At 74.6% G+C, this 26,347-nt stretch carries 24 protein-coding genes; 12 read left to right on the plus strand and 12 right to left on the minus strand.

Features of this window, described 5'->3' with window-relative positions:
* Positions 1-33: 33 nt before the first annotated feature.
* The 3 genes from BUE45_RS11300 to BUE45_RS11310 form a co-directional block, all read right to left on the minus strand.
* On the minus strand, positions 34-894 hold the full coding sequence (locus BUE45_RS11300) for an alpha/beta fold hydrolase (RefSeq protein WP_073378572.1): 861 nt from the start codon (positions 892-894) through the stop codon (positions 34-36).
* Positions 895-956: 62 nt separating this feature from the next.
* On the minus strand, positions 957-1,298 hold the full coding sequence (locus BUE45_RS11305; RefSeq protein WP_073378574.1) for a hypothetical protein: 342 nt from the start codon (positions 1,296-1,298) through the stop codon (positions 957-959).
* 1 nt (position 1,299) lies between these two features.
* Positions 1,300-1,572, minus strand: a complete 273-nt coding sequence (locus BUE45_RS11310) for a BrnT family toxin (protein WP_073378576.1) — start codon at positions 1,570-1,572, stop codon at positions 1,300-1,302.
* Positions 1,573-1,737: 165 nt separating this feature from the next.
* Here BUE45_RS11310 and BUE45_RS11315 point away from each other — a divergent pair, with 165 nt between their 5' ends.
* The 4 genes from BUE45_RS11315 to BUE45_RS11330 all read left to right on the plus strand — a co-directional run bounded on the left by BUE45_RS11315 (position 1,738) and on the right by BUE45_RS11330 (position 7,258).
* A complete protein-coding gene (locus BUE45_RS11315) occupies positions 1,738-2,685 on the plus strand; it encodes a bifunctional riboflavin kinase/FAD synthetase (RefSeq protein WP_073378578.1) in 948 nt (315 codons plus the stop codon).
* Positions 2,686-2,939: 254 nt separating this feature from the next.
* Positions 2,940-3,209, plus strand: a complete 270-nt coding sequence (rpsO, locus tag BUE45_RS11320) for a 30S ribosomal protein S15 (RefSeq protein ID WP_019607976.1) — start codon at positions 2,940-2,942, stop codon at positions 3,207-3,209.
* Positions 3,210-3,509: 300 nt separating this feature from the next.
* A complete protein-coding gene (locus BUE45_RS11325; RefSeq protein ID WP_073378580.1) occupies positions 3,510-5,816 on the plus strand; it encodes a polyribonucleotide nucleotidyltransferase in 2,307 nt (768 codons plus the stop codon).
* 107 nt (positions 5,817-5,923) lie between these two features.
* Positions 5,924-7,258, plus strand: coding sequence for a M16 family metallopeptidase (locus tag BUE45_RS11330; RefSeq protein ID WP_073378582.1), 1,335 nt, complete (start codon positions 5,924-5,926; stop codon positions 7,256-7,258).
* An 87-nt stretch (positions 7,259-7,345) separates the two neighbouring features.
* Here BUE45_RS11330 and BUE45_RS11335 read toward each other — a convergent pair whose 3' ends face one another.
* From BUE45_RS11335 to BUE45_RS11355, 5 genes are all read right to left on the minus strand, one after another.
* A complete protein-coding gene (locus tag BUE45_RS11335) occupies positions 7,346-8,548 on the minus strand; it encodes a Dyp-type peroxidase (protein WP_073378584.1) in 1,203 nt (400 codons plus the stop codon).
* The gene (locus BUE45_RS11340; protein WP_073378586.1) at positions 8,548-9,141 is read right to left on the minus strand and encodes a copper chaperone PCu(A)C; all 594 of its coding nucleotides are present in this window, start codon (positions 9,139-9,141) and stop codon (positions 8,548-8,550) included. Before BUE45_RS11340 ends, BUE45_RS11335 begins: the two co-directional genes overlap by 1 nt.
* Positions 9,142-9,260: 119 nt before the next feature.
* Positions 9,261-9,734 (minus strand): Hsp20/alpha crystallin family protein, encoded by a 474-nt coding sequence (locus tag BUE45_RS11345; protein ID WP_073378587.1) that lies wholly within the window; start codon positions 9,732-9,734, stop codon positions 9,261-9,263.
* A 17-nt stretch (positions 9,735-9,751) separates the two neighbouring features.
* Complete coding sequence (locus BUE45_RS11350; protein ID WP_084737131.1) at positions 9,752-11,488, minus strand: BCCT family transporter; 1,737 nt, start codon at positions 11,486-11,488, stop codon at positions 9,752-9,754.
* A gap of 87 nt (positions 11,489-11,575) precedes the next feature.
* Entirely contained in the window at positions 11,576-11,977 is a 402-nt protein-coding gene (locus BUE45_RS11355) for a MarR family winged helix-turn-helix transcriptional regulator (protein ID WP_084737154.1), read from the minus strand.
* A 236-nt stretch (positions 11,978-12,213) separates the two neighbouring features.
* Here BUE45_RS11355 and BUE45_RS11360 point away from each other — a divergent pair, with 236 nt between their 5' ends.
* Genes BUE45_RS11360 through BUE45_RS11375 form a run of 4 tightly spaced genes read left to right on the plus strand, consistent with a single transcriptional unit; the run spans position 12,214 to position 16,802 of the window.
* Complete coding sequence (locus BUE45_RS11360) at positions 12,214-13,344, plus strand: polyprenyl synthetase family protein (protein ID WP_143173331.1); 1,131 nt, start codon at positions 12,214-12,216, stop codon at positions 13,342-13,344.
* Positions 13,341-14,831: a phytoene desaturase family protein gene (gene crtI, locus BUE45_RS11365; protein ID WP_073378593.1), complete on the plus strand. Its 1,491-nt coding sequence runs from the start codon at positions 13,341-13,343 to the stop codon at positions 14,829-14,831. Before BUE45_RS11360 ends, crtI begins: the two co-directional genes overlap by 4 nt.
* The gene (locus tag BUE45_RS11370) at positions 14,828-15,787 is read left to right on the plus strand and encodes a phytoene/squalene synthase family protein (protein WP_073378595.1); all 960 of its coding nucleotides are present in this window, start codon (positions 14,828-14,830) and stop codon (positions 15,785-15,787) included. Before crtI ends, BUE45_RS11370 begins: the two co-directional genes overlap by 4 nt.
* Positions 15,788-15,794: 7 nt before the next feature.
* A complete protein-coding gene (locus BUE45_RS11375) occupies positions 15,795-16,802 on the plus strand; it encodes a DUF5914 domain-containing protein (RefSeq protein WP_073378597.1) in 1,008 nt (335 codons plus the stop codon).
* Here BUE45_RS11375 and BUE45_RS11380 read toward each other — a convergent pair.
* Positions 16,766-18,340, minus strand: a complete 1,575-nt coding sequence (locus BUE45_RS11380) for an FAD-dependent oxidoreductase (protein ID WP_084737133.1) — start codon at positions 18,338-18,340, stop codon at positions 16,766-16,768. The genes BUE45_RS11375 and BUE45_RS11380 overlap by 37 nt on opposite strands.
* Positions 18,337-19,080 (minus strand): class I SAM-dependent methyltransferase, encoded by a 744-nt coding sequence (locus BUE45_RS11385; protein WP_073378599.1) that lies wholly within the window; start codon positions 19,078-19,080, stop codon positions 18,337-18,339. Before BUE45_RS11385 ends, BUE45_RS11380 begins: the two co-directional genes overlap by 4 nt.
* A 61-nt stretch (positions 19,081-19,141) precedes the next feature.
* On the opposite strand from BUE45_RS11385, the gene BUE45_RS11390 reads away from it, so the two are divergent.
* On the plus strand, positions 19,142-20,389 hold the full coding sequence (locus tag BUE45_RS11390) for a lycopene cyclase family protein (RefSeq protein WP_073378601.1): 1,248 nt from the start codon (positions 19,142-19,144) through the stop codon (positions 20,387-20,389).
* On the opposite strand, the gene BUE45_RS11395 is transcribed toward BUE45_RS11390, so the two are convergent.
* A complete protein-coding gene (locus BUE45_RS11395; RefSeq protein ID WP_073378603.1) occupies positions 20,319-21,224 on the minus strand; it encodes a B12-binding domain-containing protein in 906 nt (301 codons plus the stop codon). The two genes, BUE45_RS11390 and BUE45_RS11395, sit on opposite strands and share 71 nt — an antisense overlap.
* 92 nt (positions 21,225-21,316) lie before the next feature.
* Here BUE45_RS11395 and BUE45_RS11400 point away from each other — a divergent pair, with 92 nt between their 5' ends.
* The 3 genes from BUE45_RS11400 to BUE45_RS11410 all read left to right on the plus strand — a co-directional run bounded on the left by BUE45_RS11400 (position 21,317) and on the right by BUE45_RS11410 (position 25,568).
* Complete coding sequence (locus BUE45_RS11400; RefSeq protein WP_073378606.1) at positions 21,317-21,811, plus strand: DUF4383 domain-containing protein; 495 nt, start codon at positions 21,317-21,319, stop codon at positions 21,809-21,811.
* Complete coding sequence (locus BUE45_RS11405) at positions 21,808-23,286, plus strand: SDR family oxidoreductase (protein WP_073378608.1); 1,479 nt, start codon at positions 21,808-21,810, stop codon at positions 23,284-23,286. Before BUE45_RS11400 ends, BUE45_RS11405 begins: the two co-directional genes overlap by 4 nt.
* A gap of 89 nt (positions 23,287-23,375) precedes the next feature.
* Positions 23,376-25,568 carry an MMPL family transporter gene (locus BUE45_RS11410; RefSeq protein WP_073378610.1) on the plus strand — a complete coding sequence of 731 codons (2,193 nt, stop codon included), beginning with the start codon at positions 23,376-23,378 and terminating at the stop codon, positions 25,566-25,568.
* On the opposite strand, the gene BUE45_RS11415 is transcribed toward BUE45_RS11410, so the two are convergent.
* Positions 25,538-26,329 (minus strand): aminotransferase class IV, encoded by a 792-nt coding sequence (locus tag BUE45_RS11415; RefSeq protein ID WP_073378612.1) that lies wholly within the window; start codon positions 26,327-26,329, stop codon positions 25,538-25,540. The genes BUE45_RS11410 and BUE45_RS11415 overlap by 31 nt on opposite strands.
* Positions 26,330-26,347: the final 18 nt, after the last annotated feature.

The raw sequence follows: 26,347 nt of genomic DNA on the forward strand, positions 1-26,347 counted from the left end.
CCGGTGTGCCGCCCGGAGCGGGGGGAGGACCCCTCAGGACCCCGCGGCCGCCTCCTCCAGGAACCCGGCCAGGGCGGCGGTGAACTCGGCGGGGCGCTCCAGCGGGGGCAGGTGGCCGGTGTCGGGCAGCTCCAGCAGCCGGGCCCCGGGGACGCCGGCGGCGTACAGGTCGGCGACGTCCTGGACCTCCCGCACGTCGGACAGGCCCTTGACGACCAGCGTCGGCACCCCGATTTTGGCCAGCAGCCCGTTGGCGGGCGGGTCGATCCACCGCGGCCGGTTGGCGGGGGAGGACCACAGGCGGGCGAACAGCTCGCGCAGCATCAGCAGCGACAGGTCCCAGGCCTCCGGTGGGAGGTCGTCCGGGGAGCGCCCGGGGCCCGCCACCATGAACCGCGCCTGTGCCTGCGCCATCGCCGCCACGTCCGCGGGGTCGGGGGCGGCGTTGCCCGCCCGGTAGCGGGCCATGCGGCCGGGGGGTACGGCGGGGCCCACGGCGGCGGCCGCCGCGTCGGTGAACGACCGCGGCCACCGGTGTCCGGACACCCCGGGGCAGACCAGCGCCAGCGCGCCGACCCGGCCGGGCGCGGTCAGCGCGGCGTCCACGGCGTGGGCGCCGCCGAACGACGCGCCCACCAGGGCCGCCCGGTCGATGTCCAGGGCGTCCATCAGGTCCAGCAGGTCCCGGTGGTGCTCGACCGGCCCCTCGTGGTCGGCGGATCCGCCGATCCCGCGCCGGTCGTAGCGCACCACCCGGTGCCCGGCGGACAGGGCGGCGAACTGGTGGTCCCACATGCGCCGGTCGGCGAGTCCCGCGTGCAGCAGCACCACGGCCGGTCCGTCGCCGGCCTCGTCGTAGGCGAGTCGGGTCGATCCCGTGTCGATCATCGGCATCCGGGCAGGCTAGCGAGCCCCCCGCCCCCTGTCGACCCCTTCCCCGACCGCACAACCCGGTTTCACACCCCGCGCAGCCCGGCGTCCTGGAGTTCCTGCCGCACGGCCAAGCGCAGCAGGAGAGCCAGGTGCTCCTCTTGAGCCGACTCGCGTTCGACGGCGACCCTCTCGGCCAGGTCGAGCTGCCGTTCTATCCACCGCCGCATGAGCGCCGTGGGCTTGACGCCTTCCTGGTGGGCGGCCTCCCTGACCCGGTCCATGGTGGCTTTGGGCAGGCGGATCGAGGACACGATCATGACATCGTCGCGGGCGACCGGCGGATGCCCGGTGGCCTCGCCCAGTTCGTCGGCCACGTCATGGGTGTCGTAGTAATCGGCCAGTTCTTCCAGTCTCTTGGCGTCCATGTCAGCCGTGCTTTCGTTCGAATCGTCGGCGCTCCGCCCGGGTCATGTCCCGCGCGGTCACGATGTACCAGGAACGGTGCTCGTCGGTCGCCTCGACCATGACGACGGTCAGGTGCCGCCCCGCGTGTGTTCTGCCGAGAAGGATCGTGCACCCCTCCCGCCCGGGGAAGGCGAGGTAGGGGGCCTCGGCGGTCTCCTCCACCTCGTAGGGCTCGACGTCATGGCGGGCGATGTGTGCTTCGCTGCGCTCGGTCCAGTGGATCCACAGTTTCACACCGGGTAACGTAGTACATCGTAATACTTTGCGTGACGGTTGTCGAGGGTGGCGTGGGGCGGGCGCGGGGGGTTCGCGTCCGCGGACGCCCGGGGGGCGTGGCAGGCTTGGGGCGGGAGGGCCGAAGGGCCCTCCGCCAAGGCGAACGGCGAAGGGGAGTCGAACGTGCGGCGATGGTACGGGCCCGAGGGCGTGCCCTCCGGATGGGGGCGGTCCGTCGTGGCCGTCGGTGTCTTCGACGGCGTGCACCGGGGGCACCGGGCCCTGCTGGAGACCGCGGTCGAGCGGGGCGGGGCCCTGGGTCTGCCGGTGGTCGTGGTGACCTTCGACCCGCACCCCGGGGCGGTGCTGCGCGGCACCCCGCCCGCGGTGCTCACGCCCCTGGAGCGGCGCATCGACCTGCTCGGCGGGTACGGGGCGGACGCCGTGTGCGTGGTGCCCTTCACCAAGGACCTGTCGGGGCGCACCCCCGAGGAGTTCGTGCGCGACCTCCTGGTGGACCGGCTGCACGCCGCGGCGGTGGTGGTCGGCGAGGACTTCCGCTTCGGCCACCGCGCGGCCGGGGACGTGGCCGAGCTGGCCCGCCTGGGCGCGGAGCACGGCTTCACGGTCGACGGCGTCGCGCTGGTCGCCGACGGCGAGACGATCACCTCCACCCGGGTGCGCGCCCTGCTGGCCGCGGGAGACGTGGCCGGGGCGGCGGGGCTGCTGGGCCGTCCGCACCGCGTCGAGGGTGAGATCGTGCACGGCGCGGCCCGCGGTCGCGAGCTGCTGGGGTTCCCCACGGCCAACATGGACCTGGCCCCGGCCACGGCCGTCCCGGGGGACGGCGTGTACGCGGGCTGGCTGAGCCGTGCGGAGCGGTCCCCGCGGGGGGAGTCGCGCTGGCCGGCCGCGGTCTCGGTGGGCACCAACCCCACCTTCGACGGCGCCGAGCGCACCGTGGAGGCCTACGCCCTGGACCGTGACGACCTGGAGCTGTACGGAGTGCGGATGACGGTGGACTTCACCGCGCGCATCCGCGGCCAGGAGCGGTTCGACGGCATCGACGACCTCATCGTGGCGATGCGCCGCGACGTGGAGCGCTGCCGCGTGGTCCTGGGGGTCTCCTGAGCCCGGGGGAGACCGTCCCCACGCTCCGTGCGCGCCCCGGGCCTCCGCGTTTGCGGTAGGGTGGAGTCGTCCACGTGTGCCCCGCGCGAGATCACGCTCTCGTGACCAGGGGAAGCGCGATGCCCTCCCGTCATCGGCGGGAGCCGTGCGACACACGCGACGGTGACTGTTCGTACGCGCGGTCACCGCGTCTGAACCCGAGCCCTCCCGGTCCGGGTTCTCCCTGCGTGCCGATTCAGCAGAGAAGGAGCGACGTGTCGATCGACACCGCCACCAAAGAGAAGATCATCGCCGAGTACGCCACCGGCGAGGGTGACACCGGCTCCCCCGAGGTCCAGGTCGCGCTGCTCACGCACCGCATCACCGAGCTCACCGAGCACCTCAAGGACCACAAGCACGACCACCACAGCCGTCGTGGCCTGCTCCTGATGGTCGGCCGCCGCCGCCGTCTCCTCAAGTACATCGCCAAGCAGGACATCACCCGCTACCGCTCCCTGATCGAGCGCCTGGGCCTGCGCCGCTAGGACGTCGGGGGGAGCGGCTCCGGCCGCTCCCCCTTTCTTAGTAGGGTGTACGTGTCGGCGGTCACTCCCGCCCGGCACCCTGACCGAACAGAGACCACCCGCGCCCACACTCCCTCGGCCGCAGAGTCGGGGCCGGTCCTCGGTAGTGGCTCCCGGAAGGTCCCGTCACGGGACCCCGTGGGCTTCGATCGATGACCGGCCGTCATCAACTCCGGGGCACGGACGCGGGGAACGAAACCACACGCCGGACCAGCGGGTCCGGTGCATTCGAACGCGAACACGTGTAGTAGGAGGTCGCCCATGGAGGGCGTTTACTCTGCCGAAGCCGTCATCGACAACGGCAAGTTCGGCACCCGTACCATCCGCTTCGAGACCGGTCGCCTGGCCCGCCAGGCCGCCGGTTCGGCGACGGTGTACCTGGACGACGAGACCGTCGTCCTGTCGGCCACCACCGCCTCGAAGCGCCCCAAGGACAACCTCGACTTCTTCCCGCTGACGGTGGACGTCGAGGAGCGCATGTACGCGGCCGGCCGCATCCCCGGCTCCTTCTTCCGGCGCGAGGGCCGTCCCTCCGAGGACGCCATCCTCACCTGCCGCCTGATCGACCGGCCGCTGCGCCCGTCGTTCAGGAAGGGCCTGCGCAACGAGATCCAGATCGTCGAGACGATCATGGCCCTGCACCCGGACCACCTGTACGACGTCGTGGCCATCAACGCCGCCTCGATGTCCACCCAGATCGCCGGGCTGCCCTTCTCGGGTCCGATCGGCGGCGTGCGCGTCGCCCTGATCGACGGCCAGTGGGTCGGCTTCCCGACCCACTCCGAGCTCGACGGCGCCACCTTCGACATGGTCGTCGCCGGCCGCGTCCTGGAGGACGGCGACGTCGCGATCATGATGGTCGAGGCCGAGTCCACGGTCCGCACCCTCAAGCTGGTCGCCGAGGGCGCCGTCGGCCCCAACGAGCAGACGGTGGCCGAGGGCCTGGAGGCCGCCAAGCCCTTCATCAAGGTGCTGTGCCGTGCCCAGCAGGCCGTCGCGGACCAGACCAGCCGCGAGGAGGGCGAGTTCCCGATCTTCCTCGACTACGAGGAGGACGCGTACTCGGCCGTCGAGGCCGCCGTGCGCGAGGACCTGTCCAAGGCGCTGACCATCGCGGACAAGCAGGAGCGCGAGTCCGAGCTGGACAAGGTCAAGGCCGTCGCGGCCGAGAAGGTCGCCGAGGCCTTCGAGGGCCGCGAGAAGGAGGTCTCCGCCGCCTTCCGCTCGCTCACCAAGAACCTCATGCGCGAGCGCGTCCTGCGCGACAAGGTCCGCATCGACGGCCGCGGCCCCAAGGACATCCGCCCGCTGTCCGCCGACGTCGGCGTGCTGCCGCGCGTCCACGGCTCGGCGCTCTTCGAGCGCGGTGAGACCCAGATCCTGGGCGTCACCACCCTGAACATGCTGCGCATGGAGCAGACGGTCGACACTCTCAACCCCGAGAAGACCAAGCGCTACATGCACAACTACAACTTCCCGCCCTACTCCACCGGTGAGACCGGCCGGGTGGGCTCGCCCAAGCGGCGCGAGATCGGGCACGGCGCCCTCGCCGAGCGCGCCCTGCTCCCGGTCCTGCCCACGCGCGAGGAGTTCCCGTACGCGATCCGCCAGGTCTCCGAGGCGCTGGGGTCCAACGGCTCCACCTCGATGGGCTCGGTCTGCGCCTCCACCATGGCCCTGCTGTCGGCCGGCGTGCCGCTCCGGGAGATGGTGTCCGGCATCGCCATGGGGCTGATCAGCGAGGGCGACGAGTTCGTCACCCTCACCGACATCCTCGGCGCCGAGGACGCGTTCGGCGACATGGACTTCAAGGTCGCCGGCACCCGTGACCTCATCACGGCCCTGCAGCTCGACACCAAGCTCGACGGCATCCCCGCCGAGCAGCTGGCGCTCGCGCTCCAGCAGGCCCGCGGCGCGCGCCTGGCGATCCTCGACGTCATGCAGGAGGCCATCGAGCGTCCGGCCGAGATGAGCCCGAACGCCCCGCGCATCCTGACCGTCAAGGTCCCCGTCGACAAGATCGGCGAGGTCATCGGCCCCAAGGGCAAGATGATCAACTCGATCCAGGACGAGACCGGCGCCGAGATCACGATCGAGGACGACGGCACCATCTACATCGGTGCCACCGACGGCCCCTCGGCCGAGGCCGCCCGCGACACGATCAACCAGATCGCCAACCCGACGATGCCCGAGGTCGGCGACCGCTACCTGGGCACCGTCGTCAAGACCACGACGTTCGGCGCGTTCGTGTCGCTGCTGCCCGGCAAGGACGGCCTGCTGCACATCTCGCAGATCCGCAAGCTGCACGGCGGCAAGCGGATCGAGAACCTCGACGACGTGATCGGCATCGGCGAGAAGATCCAGGTCGAGATCCGCGAGATCGACGACCGCGGCAAGCTGTCGCTGGTCCCGGTCGAGGTCGTCGAGGCGGAGTCCGCCCCGGCCGCCCCGGCCGCCGCCGACGAGGCCCCGGCCGAGCCGGAGGACGACGACGCCGACAAGGACGGCGGCGAGGGCGCCCCGCGCCGGCGCCGCCGCCGTTCGAGCAGCCGCTCCGAGAACACCTGATCCGCTCTGAGCACGTGAGGGGGCGGTCGCACCGTGGGTGCGGCCGCCCCCACCGCGTATCCTCGGGCGGGTAAGCCCGCCGCACCCGACGCGAAGAAGAAGGATCCATGAGTTCTGTCCCCATCGCCGCCGAGCAGGAGCCGGGCACGACCGTGACCCTGCTGGACCCGGACGGCGGCTCCGGCCTGGTACGCCGGACCGTGCTGCCCGGAGGCCTGCGCGTGGTCACCGAGCACATCGCGGGCGGGCGCTCCGCCGCGTTCGGGATCTCGGCGACCACGGGCTCGCGCGACGAGGACGCCGCGCACGCCGGCTCGGCGCACTTCCTGGAGCACCTGCTGTTCAAGGGGACCCGGACCCGGTCGGCGCTGGAGATCTCCGCGCTGCTGGACGGGGTGGGCGCCGACCACAACGCGTACACCACCAAGGAGCACACCTGCTACTACGCCAAGGTGCTCGACCGGGACCTGCCGCTGGCGATCGACGTGGTCGGCGACATGGTCGCGAACTCGGTACTGGACGCGGGGGAGGTGGAGACCGAGCGCGGGGTGATCCTGGAGGAGATCGCCATGTACGAGGACGAGCCCGCCGACCTGGTGGACGACGTCTTCGCGGCGCACTTCTTCGGCGACACGCCGCTGGGGCGGCCGATCCTGGGCACCATCGACACCATCAAGGCACTGCCCCGCGAGCGGATCGCCGAGCAGTACCGGGACGCCTACGTCCCCTCGGAGCTGATCGTCACGGCGGCGGGGAGCCTGGACCACGACCGGGTCGTGGAGCAGGTCCGGGAGATGTTCGCCGAGCGGCTGGCCGCCGCGGGCGACGCCCGCCCGGCCCGGCCCCGCATCGGCGGCGGCCCGGTCGCCACCGCCGGCGGCCAGGTGGTGCAGTCGCGCGACACCGAGCAGGCGCACATCATCCTGGGGTCGGAGGGCATCATGCGCACCGACCCGCGCTGGCACGCGCTGCGGCTGCTCAGCGCCGCCCTGGGCGGGGGCATGTCCTCGCGCCTGTTCCAGGAGGTGCGCGAGAAGCGCGGCCTGGCCTACGCGGTCCACGCCTACCACACGGGCTACGCCGACACCGGTGCCTTCCAGATCTATGCGGGGTGCCTGCCGGAGAAGGCCGACGAGGTCATCGGCGTGTGCCGCGAGGAGCTGGCCAAGGTGGCGGCGTCGGGGATCACCGACGAGGAGCTGCGCCGGGCGAAGGGGCAGATCCAGGGCTCCCTGGTCCTGGGCAGCGAGGGCACCAACGCCCGGATGGGCCGCCTGCTGGGGCACGAGCTGAACCACCCGCGCCACTCCTCCATCGACGAGGACCTGGCCCGGTTCGACGCGGTGACCGGCGGCCAGGTCGCCGAGGTCGCCGCCGAGCTGCTGTCGCGACCGCAGGCGCTGGCGGTCATCGGCCCCTACGACGAGGGCCGCACCTTCTGATCCGGGCCGCCGCGGACCGCCGGGCCCGCGCCCCCTTCCGGGGCGCGGGCCCGCGGCGCGCACGGGCGGCGGTCCGCCCGCTCCGGGTCAGGGTTCGAGGAGCGTCCTGCCGACGTAGTCGCCCTCGGCGCACCCCGGCGGGACGGCGAACACCGCCGAGCCGACCGCGGTGACCCACTCGTTGAGCAGGTCCAGCTCGTCCAGCCGCCGTTGGAGGGGCACGAACTGGCGTACCGGGTCGGCCTGGAACGCGGCGAACAGCAGCCCGGCCTCGGCCGCCCCGTGGTCGCGCAGGTCGTAGTTGTAGCCCCTCCTGAAGATCCGCTCGTCCGGATCGCCGGTGCGGGCGCGGCGCACGTGCGCGAACGCCGGGACCACCGTCAGGCCGGAGGAGTCGGTGGCGTCCAGGTCGGCCTCCGCGTGCTCGCCGCCGCCGGTCAGCGGCGCCCCGTCGGACAGGCGGCGGCCGATCACGGCCTCCCGGGCGGGCCGGTCCAACTCGTCCCAGGTGTCCAGGTGGGTGGCGATGCGCCGCAGCACCAGACCGGTGCCCCCGGCCAGCCAGGGCGGCCCCTCCTCCCGCCACACCAGGTGGTCGAAGTCGCCGGTCCCGGGCCGGGGGTTGACCGTCCCGTCCACCTGGCCCATGAGGTTGCGCATGGTGGTGCCGTCGGCCTCGGAGCCGTGGGCGCGCCGGAACCCGCTCTGGGTCCAGCGGGGCCCGGTGAAGGCGCGCGCGTCCTTGCCCAGCATCCGCACCGCGTGCGCCACCGTCACGGGGTCGTCCGCGCAGACCTGGACGACCAGGTCGGCCTGGCCCCAGCGCGGGTCCAGGTCGTCGTGGTCGAACTCCGGGAGCGGTCGCAGCCACCCGGGGACGGCCGCGGGGTCCACCCGCTCCACCAGCCCCGGGCCGAACCCGAACGTCACGGTGAGCCCCGCCGGGACGGTGGCCAGCTCGGGCTCGGTGTCGGCGAGGGCGGGCTCGCCCCGGCACAGCCGGGCGGCGTCGTCGCTGAGCAGCCGCATCAGCCGGCGCACGCCCTCGGCGTCCACCCCCTCGCGCAGGTCCAGGCCGAGGAAGCAGGCGTGGGCCTGCGGCGGGGTCTCCACCCCGGCCTGGCGCGCACCGTGGAAGGGCACGGTCCGCTCCCCGTTGAGGGGCGCGGCGGCCGGCGGCTCCGCGGCGGGGGAGCGGGCGGCGAGGACGCCGCCCGCGGCCCCGGCGGCGGCGCCCGCCCCCGCCGCCGCCCCGCCCAGGAGCAGGCCCCGTCTGCTGAGGCCCGCCATCAGTGGTCCCCGCCGTCTTCGTGCTCCCCGTGGCCGTCCCCGCCGTGGCCGTCGCCCTCGTACTCCTCGTTGGCCCCCGCGTACTCCTTGACCGGGGCGGTGAACTCCGCCGTCGAGCCGTCGGCGAACTCCACGGTGACGGTGGCCTCCGCCCCCGGCTCCACGTCCGCGGTGAGGCCCATGAGCATGATGTGGTCGCCGCCCGGCTCCAGGAGGCGGGTGCCCCCGGCCTCGACGGGGAAACCGCCGTCGATCTCGCGCATGGTGGCGTCGGCGCCCTCGGTGACGACCTCGTGCAGCTCGACCATCTCGGCGTCCGGGTACTCGGCCGCCACGATGACGATCTCGGAGTCGGAGCCGTTGGCGACCTCCCCGAAGACGGCGGTCATGCCCTCCTCGGCGGTGACCGCCTTGATCCAGGGGTCGGTGATGGAGAACGCCTCGGCCTGCTCGGCCGCGGGGGAGGGCGGCGCGGACTCGGCGGACGCGCCCTCGGGCGCGTCGGCGCCCGCTCCGGTTCCGCAGGCGGTGAGCGCGAGGCCGAGCAGGGCCGCGATCGGCAGGGTGCCACGGGCTGTACGGGTGTGCTGCATCGTTCCTCCGATACGGGGGCCGTGCCGGAGACGGCCCTCGGTATTCGGAGTCGTGCGGCGGGGGCGTTCGGTTCCCGCCGGTTCCGGGCGGCGGCGCACGGGTGCGCCGCCGCCCGGCCTCAGGAGCCGCGCTTGCGCCTGCGCACGGAGATCGCCTTGGGCGCGGCGGCGGTGGCGGCCCCGCGGACCACCACCTCCAGCAGGCCCTCCCCGTAGGAGGCCTCGATGTCGCGCTCGTTCACCCCCTCGGGCAGGGCGATCTCGCGGCGGAAGGTGCCCATGAACCGCTCCGACGAGTAGTAGACGACGCTCCCCTCCTCGTCGCGCCTGCGCTCCCCGCTGATGGTGAGGACCCCGTGGACGAGGTTGACGGACACGTCCTCCTCGTACACCCCGGCCACCTCGCAGCGGACGATCAGGTCCTCCCCGCGCGCGAGGATGTCGGTGGGCGGGCTCCAGGCGTCGGAGTACCCGCGCTCGCGGTGCCCGGCCTGCCCGGTCTCGATCGACGACATGGCGTCGGAGACCCGGTTCATCTCGGTGATCATGTCCACGACTCCGTGGAACGGGTTGCTGAACTTCTTCGGGGACATCGCGGTGCCTCTTCCTGTCAGTGCCCGGGACGCTCGCCGGGCGGGCGGTAGGACGGCATCTGCTCCTCGGGATCGCGTACGACCTTGGGCCCGCGCCCGGGCGCTCGTTCGTCCTTGAGGGCCCTGGCCAGCCCCCAGCACATGAACAGCAGGATCACCGCGAACGGCAGGCCCGTGACCACCGCCGCCGCCTGGAGTGCGGCGAGGGCGTCCGCCCCGCCCAGGACCAGCAGCACCAGGGTGACGGCGCCCTCGCTGATCGCCCAGAAGGCCCGCTGGACCTTGACCGGGTTGGGGTCTCCGCCGTTGGTGAGCATGTCGACCACGAGGGACCCCGAGTCGGAGGAGGTGATGAAGAAGACCGCCACCACGATGATCAGCAGCACGGAGATGATCATCCCGACGACCGGACCGATCGGCAGCATCTCGATCAGCCGGAACGCCCGGTCCTCCTCCTCCAGGGCGTTGAAGCCGCCGCCCTCGAAGAGGTCGTAGTACAGGCCCGAGCCGCCGAACACCCCGAACCACAGCACCGAGACCAGCACCGGGGCGAAGAGCGCCCCGATCACGAACTCGCGGATGGTGCGCCCGTAGGAGACCCGGGCCAGGAAGATGCCGACGAACGGCGCCCAGGAGATCCACCAGCCCCAGTAGAAGATGCTCCAGGTGGTGGTCCAGCTCGCGGCCTGCTCGTCCATGAGCGGGCTGGGGAAGGACAGGCTCCACGGTACGAGGTTGGCCAGGTAGTCCCCGAGGCCGGTGGTGGTGACGCTGACCATCCACAGCTTGGGGCCGAGCAGGAAGATGATGAGCAGCAGCACGGCCGCCAGCCAGAGGTTGATCACCGAGAGGCGGCGGATGCCCTTGTCGATCCCGGCCAGGACGCTGAGCAGCGCCACGGCGGTGATGACGACGATGAGCACCGAGTGGACGAACGCGTTGGACTCGATGCCGAAGACGTGCTGGAGGCCGCCGCTGATCTGGAGGGTCCCCAGGCCCAGGGAGGTGGCCAGGCCGAAGATGGTGCCGAACACGGCGAGGATGTCCACCAGGTTGCCGGGCCAGCCGAACGCCCGGTCCCCGAGCAGCGGGTACAGCGCGGAGGCGGGGCGCAGCGGCAGCCCCTTGCGGTACGTGAAGTAGCCCAGGGACATCCCCAGGGCGATGTAGATCGCCCAGGGGTGGAAGCTCCAGTGGAAGAAGCTCAGCGCCATGGCCTCGCCCGCCGCGGCCACGGAGGGCGGCTCGCCCTCGGCGGGCAGGTGCTCGACGGAGCGCGGCCAGTGCAGGTGGTGGATGGGCTCGGAGACGCCCCAGAACACGAGGCCGATGCCCATGCCGGTGGTGAAGAGCATCGCGAACCAGGCGACGGTCCCGAACTCGGGGCGGGAGTCGTCGGGGCCCAGCCGGACGCTCCCGAACTTGCTGAACATGAGGAACAGCGCCAGCGCGAGGAAGAACGTGGTGGCGAGCACGTACAGCCAGCCCAGGTTGACGCCGATCCAGTCCCGGGTGGCCGTGGCGGCCTCCAGCAGGGGATCGGTGAACGCGATGCCCAGGACCACGAAGGCGAGGATGACGAGTCCGGAGACCGTGAAGACCGCCGGGTTGGTGTGTTCTCTGATGTAGGCGCGCAGGGTCGGGATGACGATTCCTTTCCGACCTCGGAAGGTCGGGGGGATCCTCCCGGGCGGAGTGTCGGCCGGGCGCGGGGAACGGACCGCGCCACGGGCGTCGAGCAGGTCTGGCGGCATCCTAGGAGCCCGGACCGGCGCGCACGGGGAGCCGCGCGGCTGCGGCGTGTCCGGACTAATCCGCCTTAAAGCGGAGAAAAGTGCTCTTTAGGGCTTTTCGGACAGGTGGTCCAGGGTGCGGCCCACTCGTCCCAGCCAGTCGACGATGACGGACAGCTCCTCGGACGAGTAGCCGTCGTGCAGCTCCGTCATGGCGCGCCGCATCCCGGGGGCGAACGCGGCGTTGATCCCGTCGGCGCCCTCGGTGAGGCGCACGGCGACCTTGCGCCGGTCCTCGGGGTGCCGGGTGCGCTCGACCAGCCCGTGGGCCTCCATCCGGTCGATCACGCCGGTCACCGATCCGGTGGAAAGACACAAACTCGCGGCTATCTCTCCGGGTGTCATCGTGCCCGCCACGCGCAACAGTGTGTAGCACTGGAAGTCGGTGGGATTCATCCCGGAGCGGTCGGCCATCCGGTGCAGGAGCTTGATGAGCCGCACGGCGAGCATCTGCCCGTCGTTCTGCAGGGACTGGTAGTGACCGAACCTCGTGATTCCTTCGGGCTCGGTGGGGGAGGTGGTCGACACGTTGCCCACTGTTCCTCTCTCCCCGGGGCTCGGCCTTGGGTCACTCCGAGTCTACGACGCCGGGACACTCCATCTCGCCGGTCCGGGAGAGGGTCTCGGGCACCGGAAAAATAGTTTGGTTGCCGAGATTCATGGTTTCCGAGATTATTGGCGGTGACATGAACAGTCCAGGGGAGGCAGACATCGAACCCGTTCTGAACGAGCCGGTTCCGCTCCGGATCCACCACGTGCACGGTGATCCCCGGGCGGTTCTCGACCAGGTGCTCCGCGACCACCTGCACCGCCGCCTGCGCCGGGTCGAGGCGACCGACGCCGAGTTCGCCGCCGGCACCGCCGCCCAGACCGTCGCCTTCACCCTGGCCGGGGGCAAGCGCCTTCGGTCGGCACTGGCCTGGTGGGGCTGGCGCGCCGGCGGCGGGCCCGTGTCCGGTCCCGTCGCCCAGCACGCCCTGGCCGCCTGCGCCTCGCTGGAGCTCCTCCAGACCTGTGCCCTGGTGCACGACGACGTCATGGACGGCTCGCAGACCCGCAGGGGCGTGCCGTGCGTCCACCGGGTCCACGAGGCCGAGCACCGGGAGCACGGCTGGTCCGGGGAGGACAGGCGCTACGGCGAGTCCCTCGCGGTGCTGGTCGGCGACCTCGCCCTCGCCTGGGCCGACGACATGCTCTCCGGCGCCCTGCCCGGGGTCCCGCGCCCGGAGGAGGGGCGCGAGGTCTGGAGGGAGATGCGCACGGAGATGATCGCCGGCCAGTTCCTCGACGTGCGCGGCCAGGCGACGCGGTCGCGCTCGGAGTCGCTGGCGCTGCGCATCGACCTGCTCAAGACCGCCTCCTACACCGTGGAGCGCCCGCTCCACCTGGGGGCCGCCATGGCCGGGGCGCCGCCTGCGGTCATCGAGGCCCTGCGCTCCTACGGCCGGGACGTCGGGGTCGCCTTCCAGTTCGCCGACGACCTCGCCGGCGCCTACGGCGACAGCCGGGCCACGGGCAAACCCGTGGGGGACGACCTCCGCGAGGGCAAGACCACCCTGCTGCTGGCGCTGGGCACCCGCATCGCCCGGGAGGAGGGCGACGCACAGGCCCTGGAACTGCTGGAACGCGTCGGCTCGGGGGCCGACACCGCGGAGGCGGCCGCCGCCCTGGAGCGGCTGGGGGCCGCCGACCGGGTCCGGGAGCACTGCCGCGGGCTGGCCGCCCGCGGGGCCGCCCACCTGGACGGGGTGGAGCTGCCTGAACCGGTGCACACCCACCTCGCCGACCTGGCCCGCCGCATCGGGGAGGGCGTATGAGCGGCCGCACCCCGGCGGGCCGGGGCCGGGTCGTCATCGTAGGGGCCGGCCTGTCCGGGCTGGCCTGCGCCCTGCACCTCGCCGGGGCCGGACGGGAGGTCACGGTCCTGGAGCGCGACGAGCACCCGGGCGGCCGGGCCGGGCGCCTGGACATCGGGGACTACCGGTTCGACACCGGCCCCACCGTCCTGACCATGCCCGAACTCCTGGACGAGGCCCTGGCCGCGGTCGGCGAGACCGTCGCCGACCGCCTCGACCTGGTCCCGCTGCACCCCGCCTACCGGGCCGCCTTCGCCGACGGCTCCACCATCGACGTCCATACCGACGCCGAGGCCATGGCCGCAGAGGTCGCCCGCGCGGCGGGCGAGCGCGAGGCCGACGGCTACCTGCGGCTGCGCGACTGGCTGACCCGGCTGTACCGGGCGGAGATGGGCACGTTCATCGACGCCCAGTTCGACTCGCCGCTGGACCTGGCCGGACCGGACCTGGTGCGGCTGGCCGCGCTGGGCGGGTTCGGGCGGCTCTCCGCCGCCGTCGGACGCCGCGTGCGCGACGAGCGCCTGCGGCGGATCTTCTCGTTCCAGGCCCTGTACGCCGGGGTGGCGCCGCGCCGCGCCCTGGCCGCCTACGCGGTCATCTCCTACATGGACACCATCGCCGGCGTGTACTTCCCCCGCGGGGGGATGCGCGCGCTCGGCGACGCCCTGGCCGCCGCGGCGGCCAAGGCGGGCGTCGCGTTCCGGTACGGCGACGCCGTCACGTCCCTGGAGCGCGCCGGGGACCGGGTCACGGCCGCCGTCACCGCCTCGGGGGAGCGGTTCCCCTGCGACCAGGCCGTGGTCACCGCGGACCTGCCCGCGGCGTACCGGCTGCTCGGCGGCGCGCCGCGCCGCGCGGTGCCGCTCCGCCACTCCCCGTCCGCGGTGGTCCTGCACCTGGGTGTGGACCGGGGCTGGGACCACCTGGAGCACCACACGATCTCCTTCGGGAAGGCCTGGGACCGGACCTTCGACGAGGTCATCCGCCAGGGCCGCACGATGAGCGACCCCTCCCTGCTGGTCACCCGGCCCACGCACACCGACCCCTCGCTCGCCCCGGAGGGCCACCAGACCCTCTACGTGCTCGCACCCGCTCCCAACCTGGCCGCGGGGGACATCGACTGGGACGCCGAGGGGCCGCGCTACCGCGACCGCCTGGTGGCCACCCTGGAGGAGCGGGGGCTGACCGGCCTGGACGCGGCCGTCCGGGCCGAGCACCTGGTGACCCCGGCGGACTGGGCCCGCCAGGGGCTGGCACGGGGGACCCCGTTCTCGCTCGCCCACACCTTCTCGCAGACGGGGCCGTTCCGGCCCCGCAACACCGTGCCCGGCCTCGCCAACGTCGCCCTGGCCGGGTGCGGCACCACGCCCGGGGTCGGGCTGCCGACCGTGCTGATCTCGGGGAAGCTCGCCGCCGCCCGCGTGGTGGCGCGGACGGGGGGACGATGAGGACCGCCAACGCCGAACTCGACGCCGCGGGGATCACCCCGCCGCCGCTGCGCAGCGCCTACCTGCGCTGCCGGGAGCTGCACGCCCGCCACGGGCGCACCTACTTCACCGCCACCCGGGTCCTGCCGCCGGACCGCAGGCCGGGCGTGCACGCCCTCTACGGGTTCGCCCGCTGGGTCGACGACATCGTCGACGAGCCCGCGCCGGGGGCCGCCGCCGACCGGGCGGCCCGCCTGGACGCGGTCGACGCCGACCTGGTCCGGACCCTGGAGGGCGGCGAGCCCGGCGAGCCCGTCCTGAGCGCCCTCGCGCACACCGTGCGGCGGTACCGGCTGCCCGCCGGGCACTTCACCGCGTTCATGCGCTCCATGCGCATGGACCTGGAGGTCGCCGACTACCGCGACCTCGACCACCTGCGCGAGTACATGTACGGGTCGGCGGCCGTCATCGGCCTCCAGGTGCTGCCGGTGCTGGGCACCGTCGTCCCGCCGGGGGAGGCCGAGCGCCCGGCGGCGGCCCTGGGCGAGGCGTTCCAGCTCACCAACTTCCTGCGCGACACCGCGGAGGACCTCGCCCGGGGGCGGGTGTACCTGCCCGCCGACGTGCTGGACGCGCACGGGGTGGACCGGGAGCTGCTGGAGCACTGCGCCCGGACCCGCCGCCCCGACCCGCGCGCCCGCCGGGCCGTGGCGGCCCTGGTCGAGGTGAACCAGGGCTTCTACCGGGAGGCCGAGCCGGGGATCGCGATGCTCGACCCGGTGGCACGCCCGTGTGTCGCCACCGCCTTCCGGCTCTACCGCGCCATCCTGGACGAGATCTCCGCCGCGGGGTACGACGTGTGGAGCACCCGCCACCGGGTCTCCGACACCCGCAAGCTCGCCGCCGCGGTGCCCGCCCTCGCCCGCTCCCTGATCGCCCGGTCGATCCCGCGCCCCCGTCCGGTACCCGAAAGGTAGGCCCGGTGTGAACCTTCCCGACCCGACCCCCCGCCGCCTCCCCCTGCGGCGCATGCCCGCCACCACCTGGAGCGGCCAGGGCCCCACCTGGAGGGAGGGCTCGCCCGCGGTCATCGCCGCCGCGCTCAAGCGGGCCGTGGCCCGCCCCTCCGGCAACTGGTACGTGCTGGCCGCCTCCCGCGAGGTCCGCGCCGACCGGCCCTTCGGACGCGTCGTCGGGGGCGTCGAACTCGTCTCCTGGCGCACCCCCGACGGCACCGCGCACGCCGGCCCCGGCGCCTGCCCGCACCTGGGCGCCCCGCTGTGCCGGGGCGCGGTCGACGACGGCCGCCTGGTCTGCCGCTGGCACGGCCTGGCCCTGGGCGCGGAGGGCTTCCCGGGCTGGAGCCCCTACCCGGTCCACGACGACGGCGTACTGGTGTGGGTGCGCCTGGACGCGGTGGGCCGCGAGGAGCCGACGCAGGCCCCGGTGGTCCCCGAGCGCCCGCCGCTGGACCGGGCGATCACCGCTGTGGAGAGCCTGGCCGGCCGGTGCGAGCCCGAGGACGTGATCGCCAACCGGCTCGACCCCTGGCACGGGTCCTGGTTCCACCCGTACTCGTTCGTGGGGCTGCGCGTCACGGAGGTGCCGCGCGGCGCGGACCCCGACCCGGACCGCATGGTCGTGGAAGTGGGGTTCCGGGTGGCGGGCCGCTGGGGGGTGCCGGTCCGCGCGGAGTTCCACTGCCCGGAGCCGCGCACCGTCGTCATGCGCATCATCGAGGGCGAGGGCCTGGGCAGCGTGGTGGAGACGCACGCGACCCCGCTGGGCGTGGACGGGCGGGGCGTGCCGCGCACCGCGGTCGTCGAGGCGACGGTCGCCGCCTCCGACCGGCCCGGCTTCGCCCTGGCCCGCCGCCTGTCCGCGGCCGTCCGCCCGGCGGTGCGCGCAGCCGCGCGCCGCCTGTGGCGCGACGACCTCGCCTACGCCGAGCGCCGCTACCTCCTGCGCTCCACCGGCCGCTTCCCCGGCTGAGGCCGGCCGGCGCCGCGGGTGAGGCGGGCGAGGGCGCGGGCGGGGGCGAGCCGGCCGCGGCGGGGCACGGTCCACAGGGTGTGGCCGGGCAGGCCCCAGCGGGAGAGCAGCGCGTTGGCCGCCAGCAGGCCGCTGGTGGCGGCGCGCTCCATGAGCGCGACCGGCAGGCCGGTGCGGACGTGGTCGCCCGCCACCACCAGGAACGGGTCCGGGGTGGCCGTCCCCGGACGGGCGCGGTAGGAGCCCGGCGCGAACAGCGGGCAGTCCTCGCGCAGCTCGTGCCGGGCGTCCACCACCCCGGCCGCCCCCAGCTCCGGGTACACCGACACCGCCTGCTCCCACAGGGCCCCGCGCTCCCGCTCGGGGTCGCAGCCCCCGGGCAGGGCGTAGGCGTGCAGCTCCACCACCGATCCGCCGGTGCGCCTGGCCCACTCCCGCTCCGCGTCCCGGTACCGCTCCAGGACGCTGATGTTGTCCAGGGTCGGGTACCCGGCGGTGCCCAGGAACGCGGGACGGTGCGGGCGCACCGGGCGGTCCAGCCAGTAGCGCGAGACCAGGAACGGCGGCGCCGACTCCAGCCGCGCCAGCCCCGAGCGCCAGGCGGCGTCCCCCAGGTCCGGCGAGGCGGCGGCCAGGGAACGCGTCCCCGGGACGTCGGCGGCCAGCACCACGGCGTCGAAGGACCCGTGCCCGGGCAGGGAGAAGCGCCGGTCCGCCCCCGGCCCGACCCGCTCCACCGGAGCCGAGGTGCGCACCTTCGCGCCCAGCCCGCCCAGGTACCGGGCCAGCGGCTCCCACAGCGCCTCGGGGAACGGCGCCCGCGGCACGTCGAACACCAGCCCCTCGGACGACCCCAGGAAGTACAGGTGGAACATCACCGCCAGCTCCGCCGCGGACAGGCGTTCGGGCGCGGCGAAGAAGCTGCGCGTGAACACCTCGAACGCCAGGTGCCGGGCGGTCGGCGGGAACCGCACCGCCTCCAGCAGGTCCCGCGCGCTCACGTGGTCGAGCCGCTCGTACACCCCGGGCACGTCCACGTCCAGCAGGTGCAGCGCCGCCGGAAGGTTCACCCGCGCCAGGTCGCGCAGGGGGAAGCTGGGGCTGGTGGCGGCCAGTACGGCCGCGTTCCACGGCGGGGTCGCGGGCAGGCCGGAGAACCGGTCGCGCGGGCCGTCCCGGTGCACCAGCGGGTAGTCGGCGAGCGGTACCAGGGAGTCCAGTCCCGGGTCGGCGCGGCGCAGCAGCCCCCGCAGGTTGTAGTACTGGCGGAAGAAGGCGTGGAAGCCGCGGTCCATCGCCGCGCGCGACCCGTCGGCCAGTTCCGTCTCCCAGCCGCGCAGCCGTCCGCCGAGCGACTCCTCGCGTTCGAGCACGGTCACGTCCACGCCGCGCTCGGCCAGCCCGCATGCCGCCGCCAGTCCGGCGATCCCGCCGCCCACCACGGCCGCCCGCGGGGTGAGGGCGGGCCGCGGGCCCGAGGGAGGCGCGGGCCGCACCTCCTCGGCGCGCCGGTCCCGCACGTCCGCCGGGCGGCTCACCGCCGCGGCTCCGGGCGCATGCCCGCGAAGGTGTGCGTGATCCCGTACTGCCAGCCCGGCATCGGCGCCGACGCCACCGACACCAGGCCCGCGCCGCGCATCCGCTCCAGCAGCGCCCGGCGGCCGTCGAACTCCAGGACGCTGCGCCACAGGTACCGGAACAGCTCCGCGTCACCCGACAGCATCCGCCCCGCGGGGATGATCACCCCCCGGCACACGGCCGTCCACACGGCCCGCGCCGCCGTCGAGTCGGCGACCGAGTACTCGTGCAGCACCATCCGCCCGCCCGGCCGCAGCAGGTCGCGCATGACGTCCAGCGCCAGGCCGGGGTCGGGGCAGTTGCGGATCAGGTAGGCCCCGAACACCGCGTCCGCCGGGCCGCCCAGGTGCTCGGCCGCCCACTCCGGCGTCAGCTCCTCCACCCGGGCGCGGTGGAACGACACCGTGTCCGGCCAGGGCTTGGCGCGGGCCTCGTCCAGCATCCCCTCCGAGGCGTCCACCCCGACGATCCGCGCCGAGGGGAGCGTGTGCAGCAGCGCCGCCGTGGACGCCCCGGTCCCGCAGCCCAGGTCCAGGACGAGCGGCTCCGGCGCCAGTGCCCCCGGATCGAGCCTGCGGGCGGAGATCCGCAGGTGGGCGTGGTAGCCGGGGCTGCCCGCCACCAGCCGGTCGTACACGGCCGACGCGTGGTCGAACCCCCCGGTCACCGCTCCGTCGCGTTTGGCCGTCGTGGTGTCCACGTATCATCCTCCGGGTGCGAACTCTCGCGGTCGAGCGGCCTCCCCAGGCAGAGTGGGCACCATGAACGACCATGACGTGGTGATCGTCGGCGGGGGAGCCGCAGGGCTCACCCTGGCCCACCGCCTGGCGGGCGTCAACCATCCGGGGGGCGCCCCGGTGCGTGTCGCCCTGCTGGAGCCCCCGCTCGGGCCGCACACCCCGCCCCCGCGGACCTGGTGCTTCTGGGAGCCCGACGGTGGCGACTGGGACGACCTGCTGGCCGCCCGCTGGCGGCGGCTGACCGTGGTGGGGCCCGACGGCGCCTCCCGCACCGCGCCCGCCGACCCCTTCGTGTACAAGATGCTGCGCTCGACCGACCTGGAGTCCCGGGTGCGTTCCGGGTTCGGCGGCCGGGTCGAGCCGGTCCCGCTGCTGGTGGAGGGGGTCCGCGACGGCGCCGACGGCGCCGTGGTCGAGGGGGTGATGCCCGACGGCTCCCCGGCCCGGCTGACCGCCTCCTGGGTGTTCGACTCCCGGCCGCCCCGGCCCCTGCCGCCGGGCCGCACCCTGCTGTTCCAGCACTTCCGCGGCTGGTTCGTGCGCACTCCCGGGGACGCCTTCGACCCGGGGGCGGCGGTGCTGATGGACTTCCGCCCGCCGCAGCCGGAGAACGCGGTGGCCTTCGCGTACGTGCTGCCCCTGTCGGCGCGGGAGGCGCTGGTGGAGTACACCGAGTTCGGGCCCGCGCCGCTCGCCACCGCCGAGTACGACCGCCTGCTGGCCGCGCACTGCGCCCGCCTGGGACTGGCGGGGTTCGAGGTCACCGCCGCCGAGCAGGGCGTCATCCCCATGACCGACGCCCCGCTGCGCCCCCGCGCCGGGCGGCGGGTCTTCCGGATCGGCACGGCGGGCGGGGCGACCCGCCCCTCCACCGGCTACACGTTCAGCGGGGTGCTGCGCCAGACCGCGGCCGTGGCCCGGGCCCTGGAGCACGGGCGGGTCCCGGTGCCGCCGGTCCCGCACCGCCGCCGCCACCTGGCCATGGACGCGGTTCTCCTGCGGGCCCTGGCCACGGGGCGGGTGCGGGGCGCGGAGTTCTTCACCCGGTTGCTCGCCCCCGACCGGCTCGGCGACGTGCTGGCCTTCCTCGACGGGGGCACCCGCCTGCCCCGCGAACTCGCACTGGGGCTGCGCACCCCGGTCGGGCCGATGTCCCTGACCGCCCTCGACCACCTCTGGTACTCGGCCCGCACCGCGCTCACCCGGGATCGAGGGCCCGCACGGCCTCCGACAGCGAGCCCAGGTGCCCGCCGGCGGCCCGCACGGTGAGCGAGCGCCACCCCGCCCCGGCCGTGTACACCCGGACCGCCTGCGGCGACCGGGCCGCCGCGACCGCCGCGGCGCGCAGCGCGGACAGGTCCCCGGCACCGCCCACCTGGGACCAGAGCACCACGGCCCGGGGCGCGGTGCGCCGCACCGCGCGCTCGGTGGCGGCCACCGGGGTGCACGCCCCCAGCACCAGGTGGGGCAGGGCGCGCTCGCGCAGCGCGGCGGCCAGCGCCTCCACCGGCAGGCTGTGCATCTCCGCGGGCCCGCAGGCCAGGACCACCGGCCGGACGCGGTGCGGGGGCGCGGGGCCGGCGGCGACCCGGCGCAGCGCGGAGGACACGCACCACGACAGCAGGTGTTCCACCTCCACGTAGCGGCGGGTCTCCTCCCACTTGCGGCCCATCCCGTACAGCAGGGGCATCGCCAGCCCCTCCCAGGCGGCCACCACCCCGTCGGCGCGCAGTGCGCGCCCCACCAGCTCCTCCACCAGGTCGGCGTCCAGGCGCATCGCGGCCCGGGCCACCCCCTGGATGCCGGGCGCGCCGCCCACCGCCAGCGTGTCCCCGCCGGGGCGCGGCGCGGGCGCGCGCGGGGCGTCCGCGCCGCGGTCGGGCCCGGCGAGCACCCGCTCGGCCGCGACCGCCGGGGCGAGCCCCTCGCCCACCAGGCGGCACAGCTCGCGCAGCCGGGCCACGTCGCCCGGCGCGTACCGGCGGTGGCCCCCCGGACTGCGCCCGCGGGGCCCGATCCCGTACCGGTGGTCCCAGCTGCGCAGGGTCGAGGGGGCGATCCCCAGCAGCCGCGCGGTCGCCCCCGGTGTCAGTGCGTCGGCCATGCCCGCCCCAAGCGTTGCGAAAGCGCCGCGAGTTGCCGCGCTTCTCACTCACCACCGACTCTAGCTGGGAGAACTCCGAAGGGAGCGACATCATGGACCTCGACACCACACGTTCGGCGGATCCGCGCCTGGGCGTCGTCCACCGCGTTGGGACCGGACTGCTGGGACTGGTGCTGGCGGGCTTTGGCGCCACGAGCCTTTTCGTGCGGCTGCCGCTGTTCGACACCCGGGGCGAGGTCGTCGCCGGGCTGACGACCAACGGCGCGCTGGGATTCCTCTCCGTGGCCATCGGCTCACTGCTGCTGTGCGCCACCGTCGTGGGCGGCACCTACTCGTCCACGGTGTCCACACTGGTCGGGGCGGGTTTCATCGCCAGCGGACTGGTCAATCTCTTTCTCATGGACACCGCGCACAACATCCTCGCGTTCTCGATGCCGAACGTGCTCTTCAGCCTCGTCGTCGGCATCGCCCTGCTGACCGTCGGCATGTACGGGCGCTTCACCGGCGGGCTGCCGGAGGACAACCCGTACCGCCGGCACCGGGAGCGGCGCCGCCGCCTGCGCGCCCCGGCGGGCGCGGCCCGGTGAGCGGGCGCCGGGCCCTGGTGACCGGGGCCACCGGGTACATCGGGGGGCGGCTGGTGCCGCAGCTGCTGGACGCCGGGTTCGAGGTCCGCTGCCTGGCCCGCGACCCCGGCAAGCTGCGGGACCACCCCTGGCGCGGCGACGTCGAGGCGGTCCGCGGCGACGTGGTCTCGGGGGAGGGGCTGGCCGGGGCGCTGGAGGGCGTCGACGTCGCCTACTACCTGGTGCACTCCATGTCCGGCGGCCGGGACTTCTCCGACACCGACGCCCGGGGCGCCCGGAACTTCGCCGACGCGGCGGCCGGGGCGGGGGCGGGCCGGGTGGTGTACCTGGGCGGGCTGGCCCCCGAGGGGGAGGACCTGTCGCCGCACATGGCCTCCCGCGCGGAGGTGGGCCGCATCCTCCTGGAGGGCCCGGTGCCGGCCGCGGTGCTGCGGGCCGCCGTGATCATCGGCTCGGGGTCGGCGTCCTTCGAGATGCTGCGGTACCTGACCGAGCGCCTGCCGGTGATGACCACGCCCCGGTGGGTGCGCAGCCGGGTGCAGCCGATCGCCGTGCGCGACGTGCTGCGGCTGCTGGTGGAGGCGGCCGACCTGCCGCCGGAGCAGGACCGCGCCTTCGACGTCGGAGGGCCCGACGTCCTCACCTACGCCGAGATGATCCAGCGGTTCGCGCGGGTGGCGGGCCTGCGCCCGCGCCTGATCCTGCCCGTCCCCGTCCTCTCGCCGGGGCTGTCGAGCCTGTGGGTGGGGCTGGTCACGCCGGTGCCGCCCGCCATCTCCCGTCCGCTGGTGGAGTCGCTGCGCCACGACGCCGTGTGCGGCGAGGACGACCTGTCCGGCCTGCTCGGCGACCACGCGCGGCTCGGGTTCGACCGCGCGGTGGAGCTGGCGGTCCGCCGCACCTCCCAGGCCCGGGTGGACACCCGGTGGACGTCGGCGTCCTGGGCAGGGGCGCCGTCCGACCCGCTGCCCTCGGACCCGGACTGGGCGGGCGGCAGCCTGTACACCGACGAGCGGGTGTGCGGGGTGGACGCCCCGCCCGGGGCGGTGTGGCGGGTGGTCGAGGGGATCGGCGGCGCCCGCGGCTGGTACTCCTGGCCGCTGGCCTGGGCCGCGCGCGGCTGGATCGACCTGGCGGTGGGCGGGGTGGGGCCGCGCCGGGGCCGCCGCGATCCCGGCCGCCTGCGGGTGGGCGACTCCCTGGACTTCTGGAGGGTGGAGGAGGTCGTACCGGGGGAGCTGCTGCGGCTGCGCGCGGAGATGCGGCTGCCCGGCCCGGCGTGGCTGGAGTTCAGGGTGGAGGACGGCGGGGGCCGCACCGTCCTGCGCCAGCGCGCCCTGTTCCGGCCGCGCGGGCTGACGGGCCACCTGTACTGGGCCGCGGTGACGCCGTTCCACGGGGTGGTGTTCGGGTCGATGTCGCGCAACATGGCGCGGGCCGCCGAACGGGAGGCGCGGGCGGGGCAGCCCGCCTGAGCCCGGGACCCCCGTCTCCCGGAGCGCCGGAAGGGTGTACAGTCGCGACCACAGAAAGCTCGAAAAACAAGAAGCTTGTTTTCCGTGCAATGAGGCGTGACAGGAGTACGACGGTGAACGACGAGAGGCGACCGGCCCGCCGGTCGCGGTGGTGGATCGGGGCGGCGCTGGTGGTCGTCCTGGCCTGGACCCTGGGGGCCGGGCCCCTGGGCGCCTTCCTGGGCAGGCTCGGCGAGGTGCAGACCAACGACCGCGCGGCGTTCCTGCCGGTGGGCGCCGAGTCCACCGAGGCGGCGCGCTTCGCCGAGGACTTCGAGCGCGGCGACGCCGTCCCCGCGATCGCCGTGTGGTCGGGGGAGACCGACCTCACCGGCGAGGACCTGGCCGCCGTCGCCGAGGCGGGGGAGGCGGTCGCCGCGCAGCCCTGGGTGGACGGGGACGTCGTCGGCCCGTTCCCCGGCACCGAGGACCCCTCCGTCGCCCAGCTCGTCGTGCCGATCGACTCCGGGTACAAGACCTCCGACGCGGTCGAGGAGCTCCGGGCCGTCCTGGACGACCACCCGGTCGGCTCCCTGGAGGTACAGGTCACCGGACCCGCCGGGTACGCCGCCGACCTCGCCGCCGCCTTCGCCGGGATCGACTCCACCCTGCTCCTGGTCGCGATCGCCGCGGTGCTGGTCATCCTCGTCGCCGTCTACCGATCACCACTGCTCCCGGTCCTGGTGGTCCTGGCGTCCCTGCTGGCCCTGGGCCTGTCCGGGGCGCTGGTCTACCTGGCCGCCGATACCGGTCTGGTCAGCCTCAACGGGCAGAGCCAGGGCATCCTGTTCATCCTCGTCGTGGGAGCCTGCACCGACTACGCGCTGCTGCTCGTCGCCCGCCACCGCGAGGAGCTGGCCCGGCACGGACACGTCCCCACCGCCGTGCTGGCCGCCGTGCGCGGGGTCACCGGCCCGGTCCTGGCCTCCGCCGGGACCGTCGTCCTGGGCCTGCTCTGCCTGCTCGCCGCCGATCTGGCGTCCACCCGCAGCCTCGGGCCGGTCGTGGCGATCGGCGTCGGCGCCGCCGTGCTCTCGGCGATGACCTTCCTTCCCGCCGCGCTCGCCCTGGCCGGACGCGCCGCGTTCTGGCCCACCGCCCCGCACCGGCCCACCGGGGACACCGGCGGGGACACCGACCGCGTCATGGACGCCCACCCGCTGTGGGGGCGCGTCGCCCGCGGGGTGGCCCGCCGCCCGCGCACGCTGTGGATCGCCGCCACCGCGCTGCTGGCCGCGGCGGCGGTGTTCGCCCCCGCCTTCAGCGCCCAGGGCACCGGCCAGGCCGAGGTGTTCCGCACCGAGGTGGAGGCGGTCACCGCGCAGGAGGTCCTGGACCGGGGCTTCGGCACCGACGCGGCCGCCGCCCCCGCCCTGGTGGTCGCCGACGCCGACCACCTCGACGCCGTCGTTGCCGCGGCCGAGGCCTCCCCGACCGTGGAGTCCGCCGCCCCCGCCACCGAGCCGGGCCCGCCCGGGGCCGACCTCCCGCCGCTGACCGAGGACGGCCGCGTCCTGGTCGAGGTGGTCCTCACCATGGGACCGGAGTCGCCCGACGCCGTGGACGCCGTCCGCGACCTGCGCGAGCGCCTGGCCGAGGACGCCCCGGAGGCCGGGGCCCTGGTCGGCGGCGTCACCGCCACCGACCTGGACACCCTGGAGACCGCCCAGCGCGACTTCGCCGTGGTGGTGCCGCTGGTCCTGGTGGTGGTCCTGCTGGTGCTGGTCGTGCTGCTGCGCTCGCTCGTGGCGCCGCTGCTGCTCATGGCCGCCAACGTGCTGTCGTTCGCCGCCGCCCTGGGCGTGGGGACCCTGGTCTTCGACCACGTGCTGGACCTGCCGGGCGCCGACCCGGTGGTGCCGCTGTTCGCGTTCGTCTTCCTGGTGGCGCTGGGCATCGACTACAGCATCTTCCTGATGTCGCGGGCCAGGGAGGAGACCCTGGCCCACGGGCACCGCGACGGCGTGCTGCGCGCACTGGCGGTCACCGGCGGGGTCATCACCTCCGCCGGGGTCGTGCTGGCGGCGACCTTCGCGGCGCTGGCCGTCATCCCCCTGCTGTTCCTGCTCCAGCTCGCCTTCCTGGTGGCGTTCGGCGTGCTGGTGGACGCGCTGCTGGTGCGCACCTTCCTGGTTCCCGCCCTGGCGCTGGACGTGGGCCCGCGCACCTGGTGGCCCGGCCGGGCCGGCGCGGTGCCGACCGGGCCGGGGGATCACAGGGGGTCGCCGGGCAGATCCCGGTAGGTGGCGGCCAGCTTGTTGGTGAGCGCCGCCGGCGGCAGCCGCGCGCCGTCGATCGCGGCCACCGGGCGCACCCCGGTGACCGCGTTGGTCACGAACGCCCCGGACATCCGGGCGGCTGCCGCCGCCGACAGCGGCCGGGTGGCGACCCGCACCCCCGCCTCCTCGGCCAGCCCGCCCACCAGCCGGGCGGTCACCCCGGACAGCGACGGTGCCTGCGGCCACACCAGGCCCTCGCCGTCCAGGAAGCAGATGTTCCAGGTGGGGCCCTCCGACACCCGGCCGTCCACCCCGCTGAACAGGGCGTCGTCGTACCCGTCCAGCTGGGCGGCCCGCCGCTGGCGGATCGGGCCGAACAGGCCGGTGCCCTTCACCTGGGGGCTGTCCCGGGTGTACAGGCGCACGCCCAGCCGCAGCGGGGGCGGCAGCCGGTCGAACGCGGGGGCGGGGCGGGTGGTGACGAGGATCTGCGGCAGGCTCCGCCCCGCGGGGCGGCCCAGGTCCAGCCCGGGGTCGAAAACGGTCACCCGGATCACGGAGGGGGAGGCGTGGGCCCGGGCGGCCCGGCGCGCCAGCTCGCGCACCCTGAGGATGTCGAGCTCGGTGCCGAACAGGGACCGGCAGTCCCGGCTCAGCCGTTCCATGTGCAGGTCGAGGCCGCGCACGCGCAGGTCCGTGACCAGCATCGTCGTGAAGTGGCCGTAGCCGTGGAGGGCGAGGGAGGCGAGCTCCCCGGTGGTGGCGGGGCGTCCGTTCAGTTCCATTGCGCGCCCATCATGGCA

Origin of the sequence: Nocardiopsis flavescens (assembly GCF_900141985.1) — a bacterium.
Lineage (GTDB): Bacteria > Actinomycetota > Actinomycetes > Streptosporangiales > Streptosporangiaceae > Nocardiopsis > Nocardiopsis flavescens.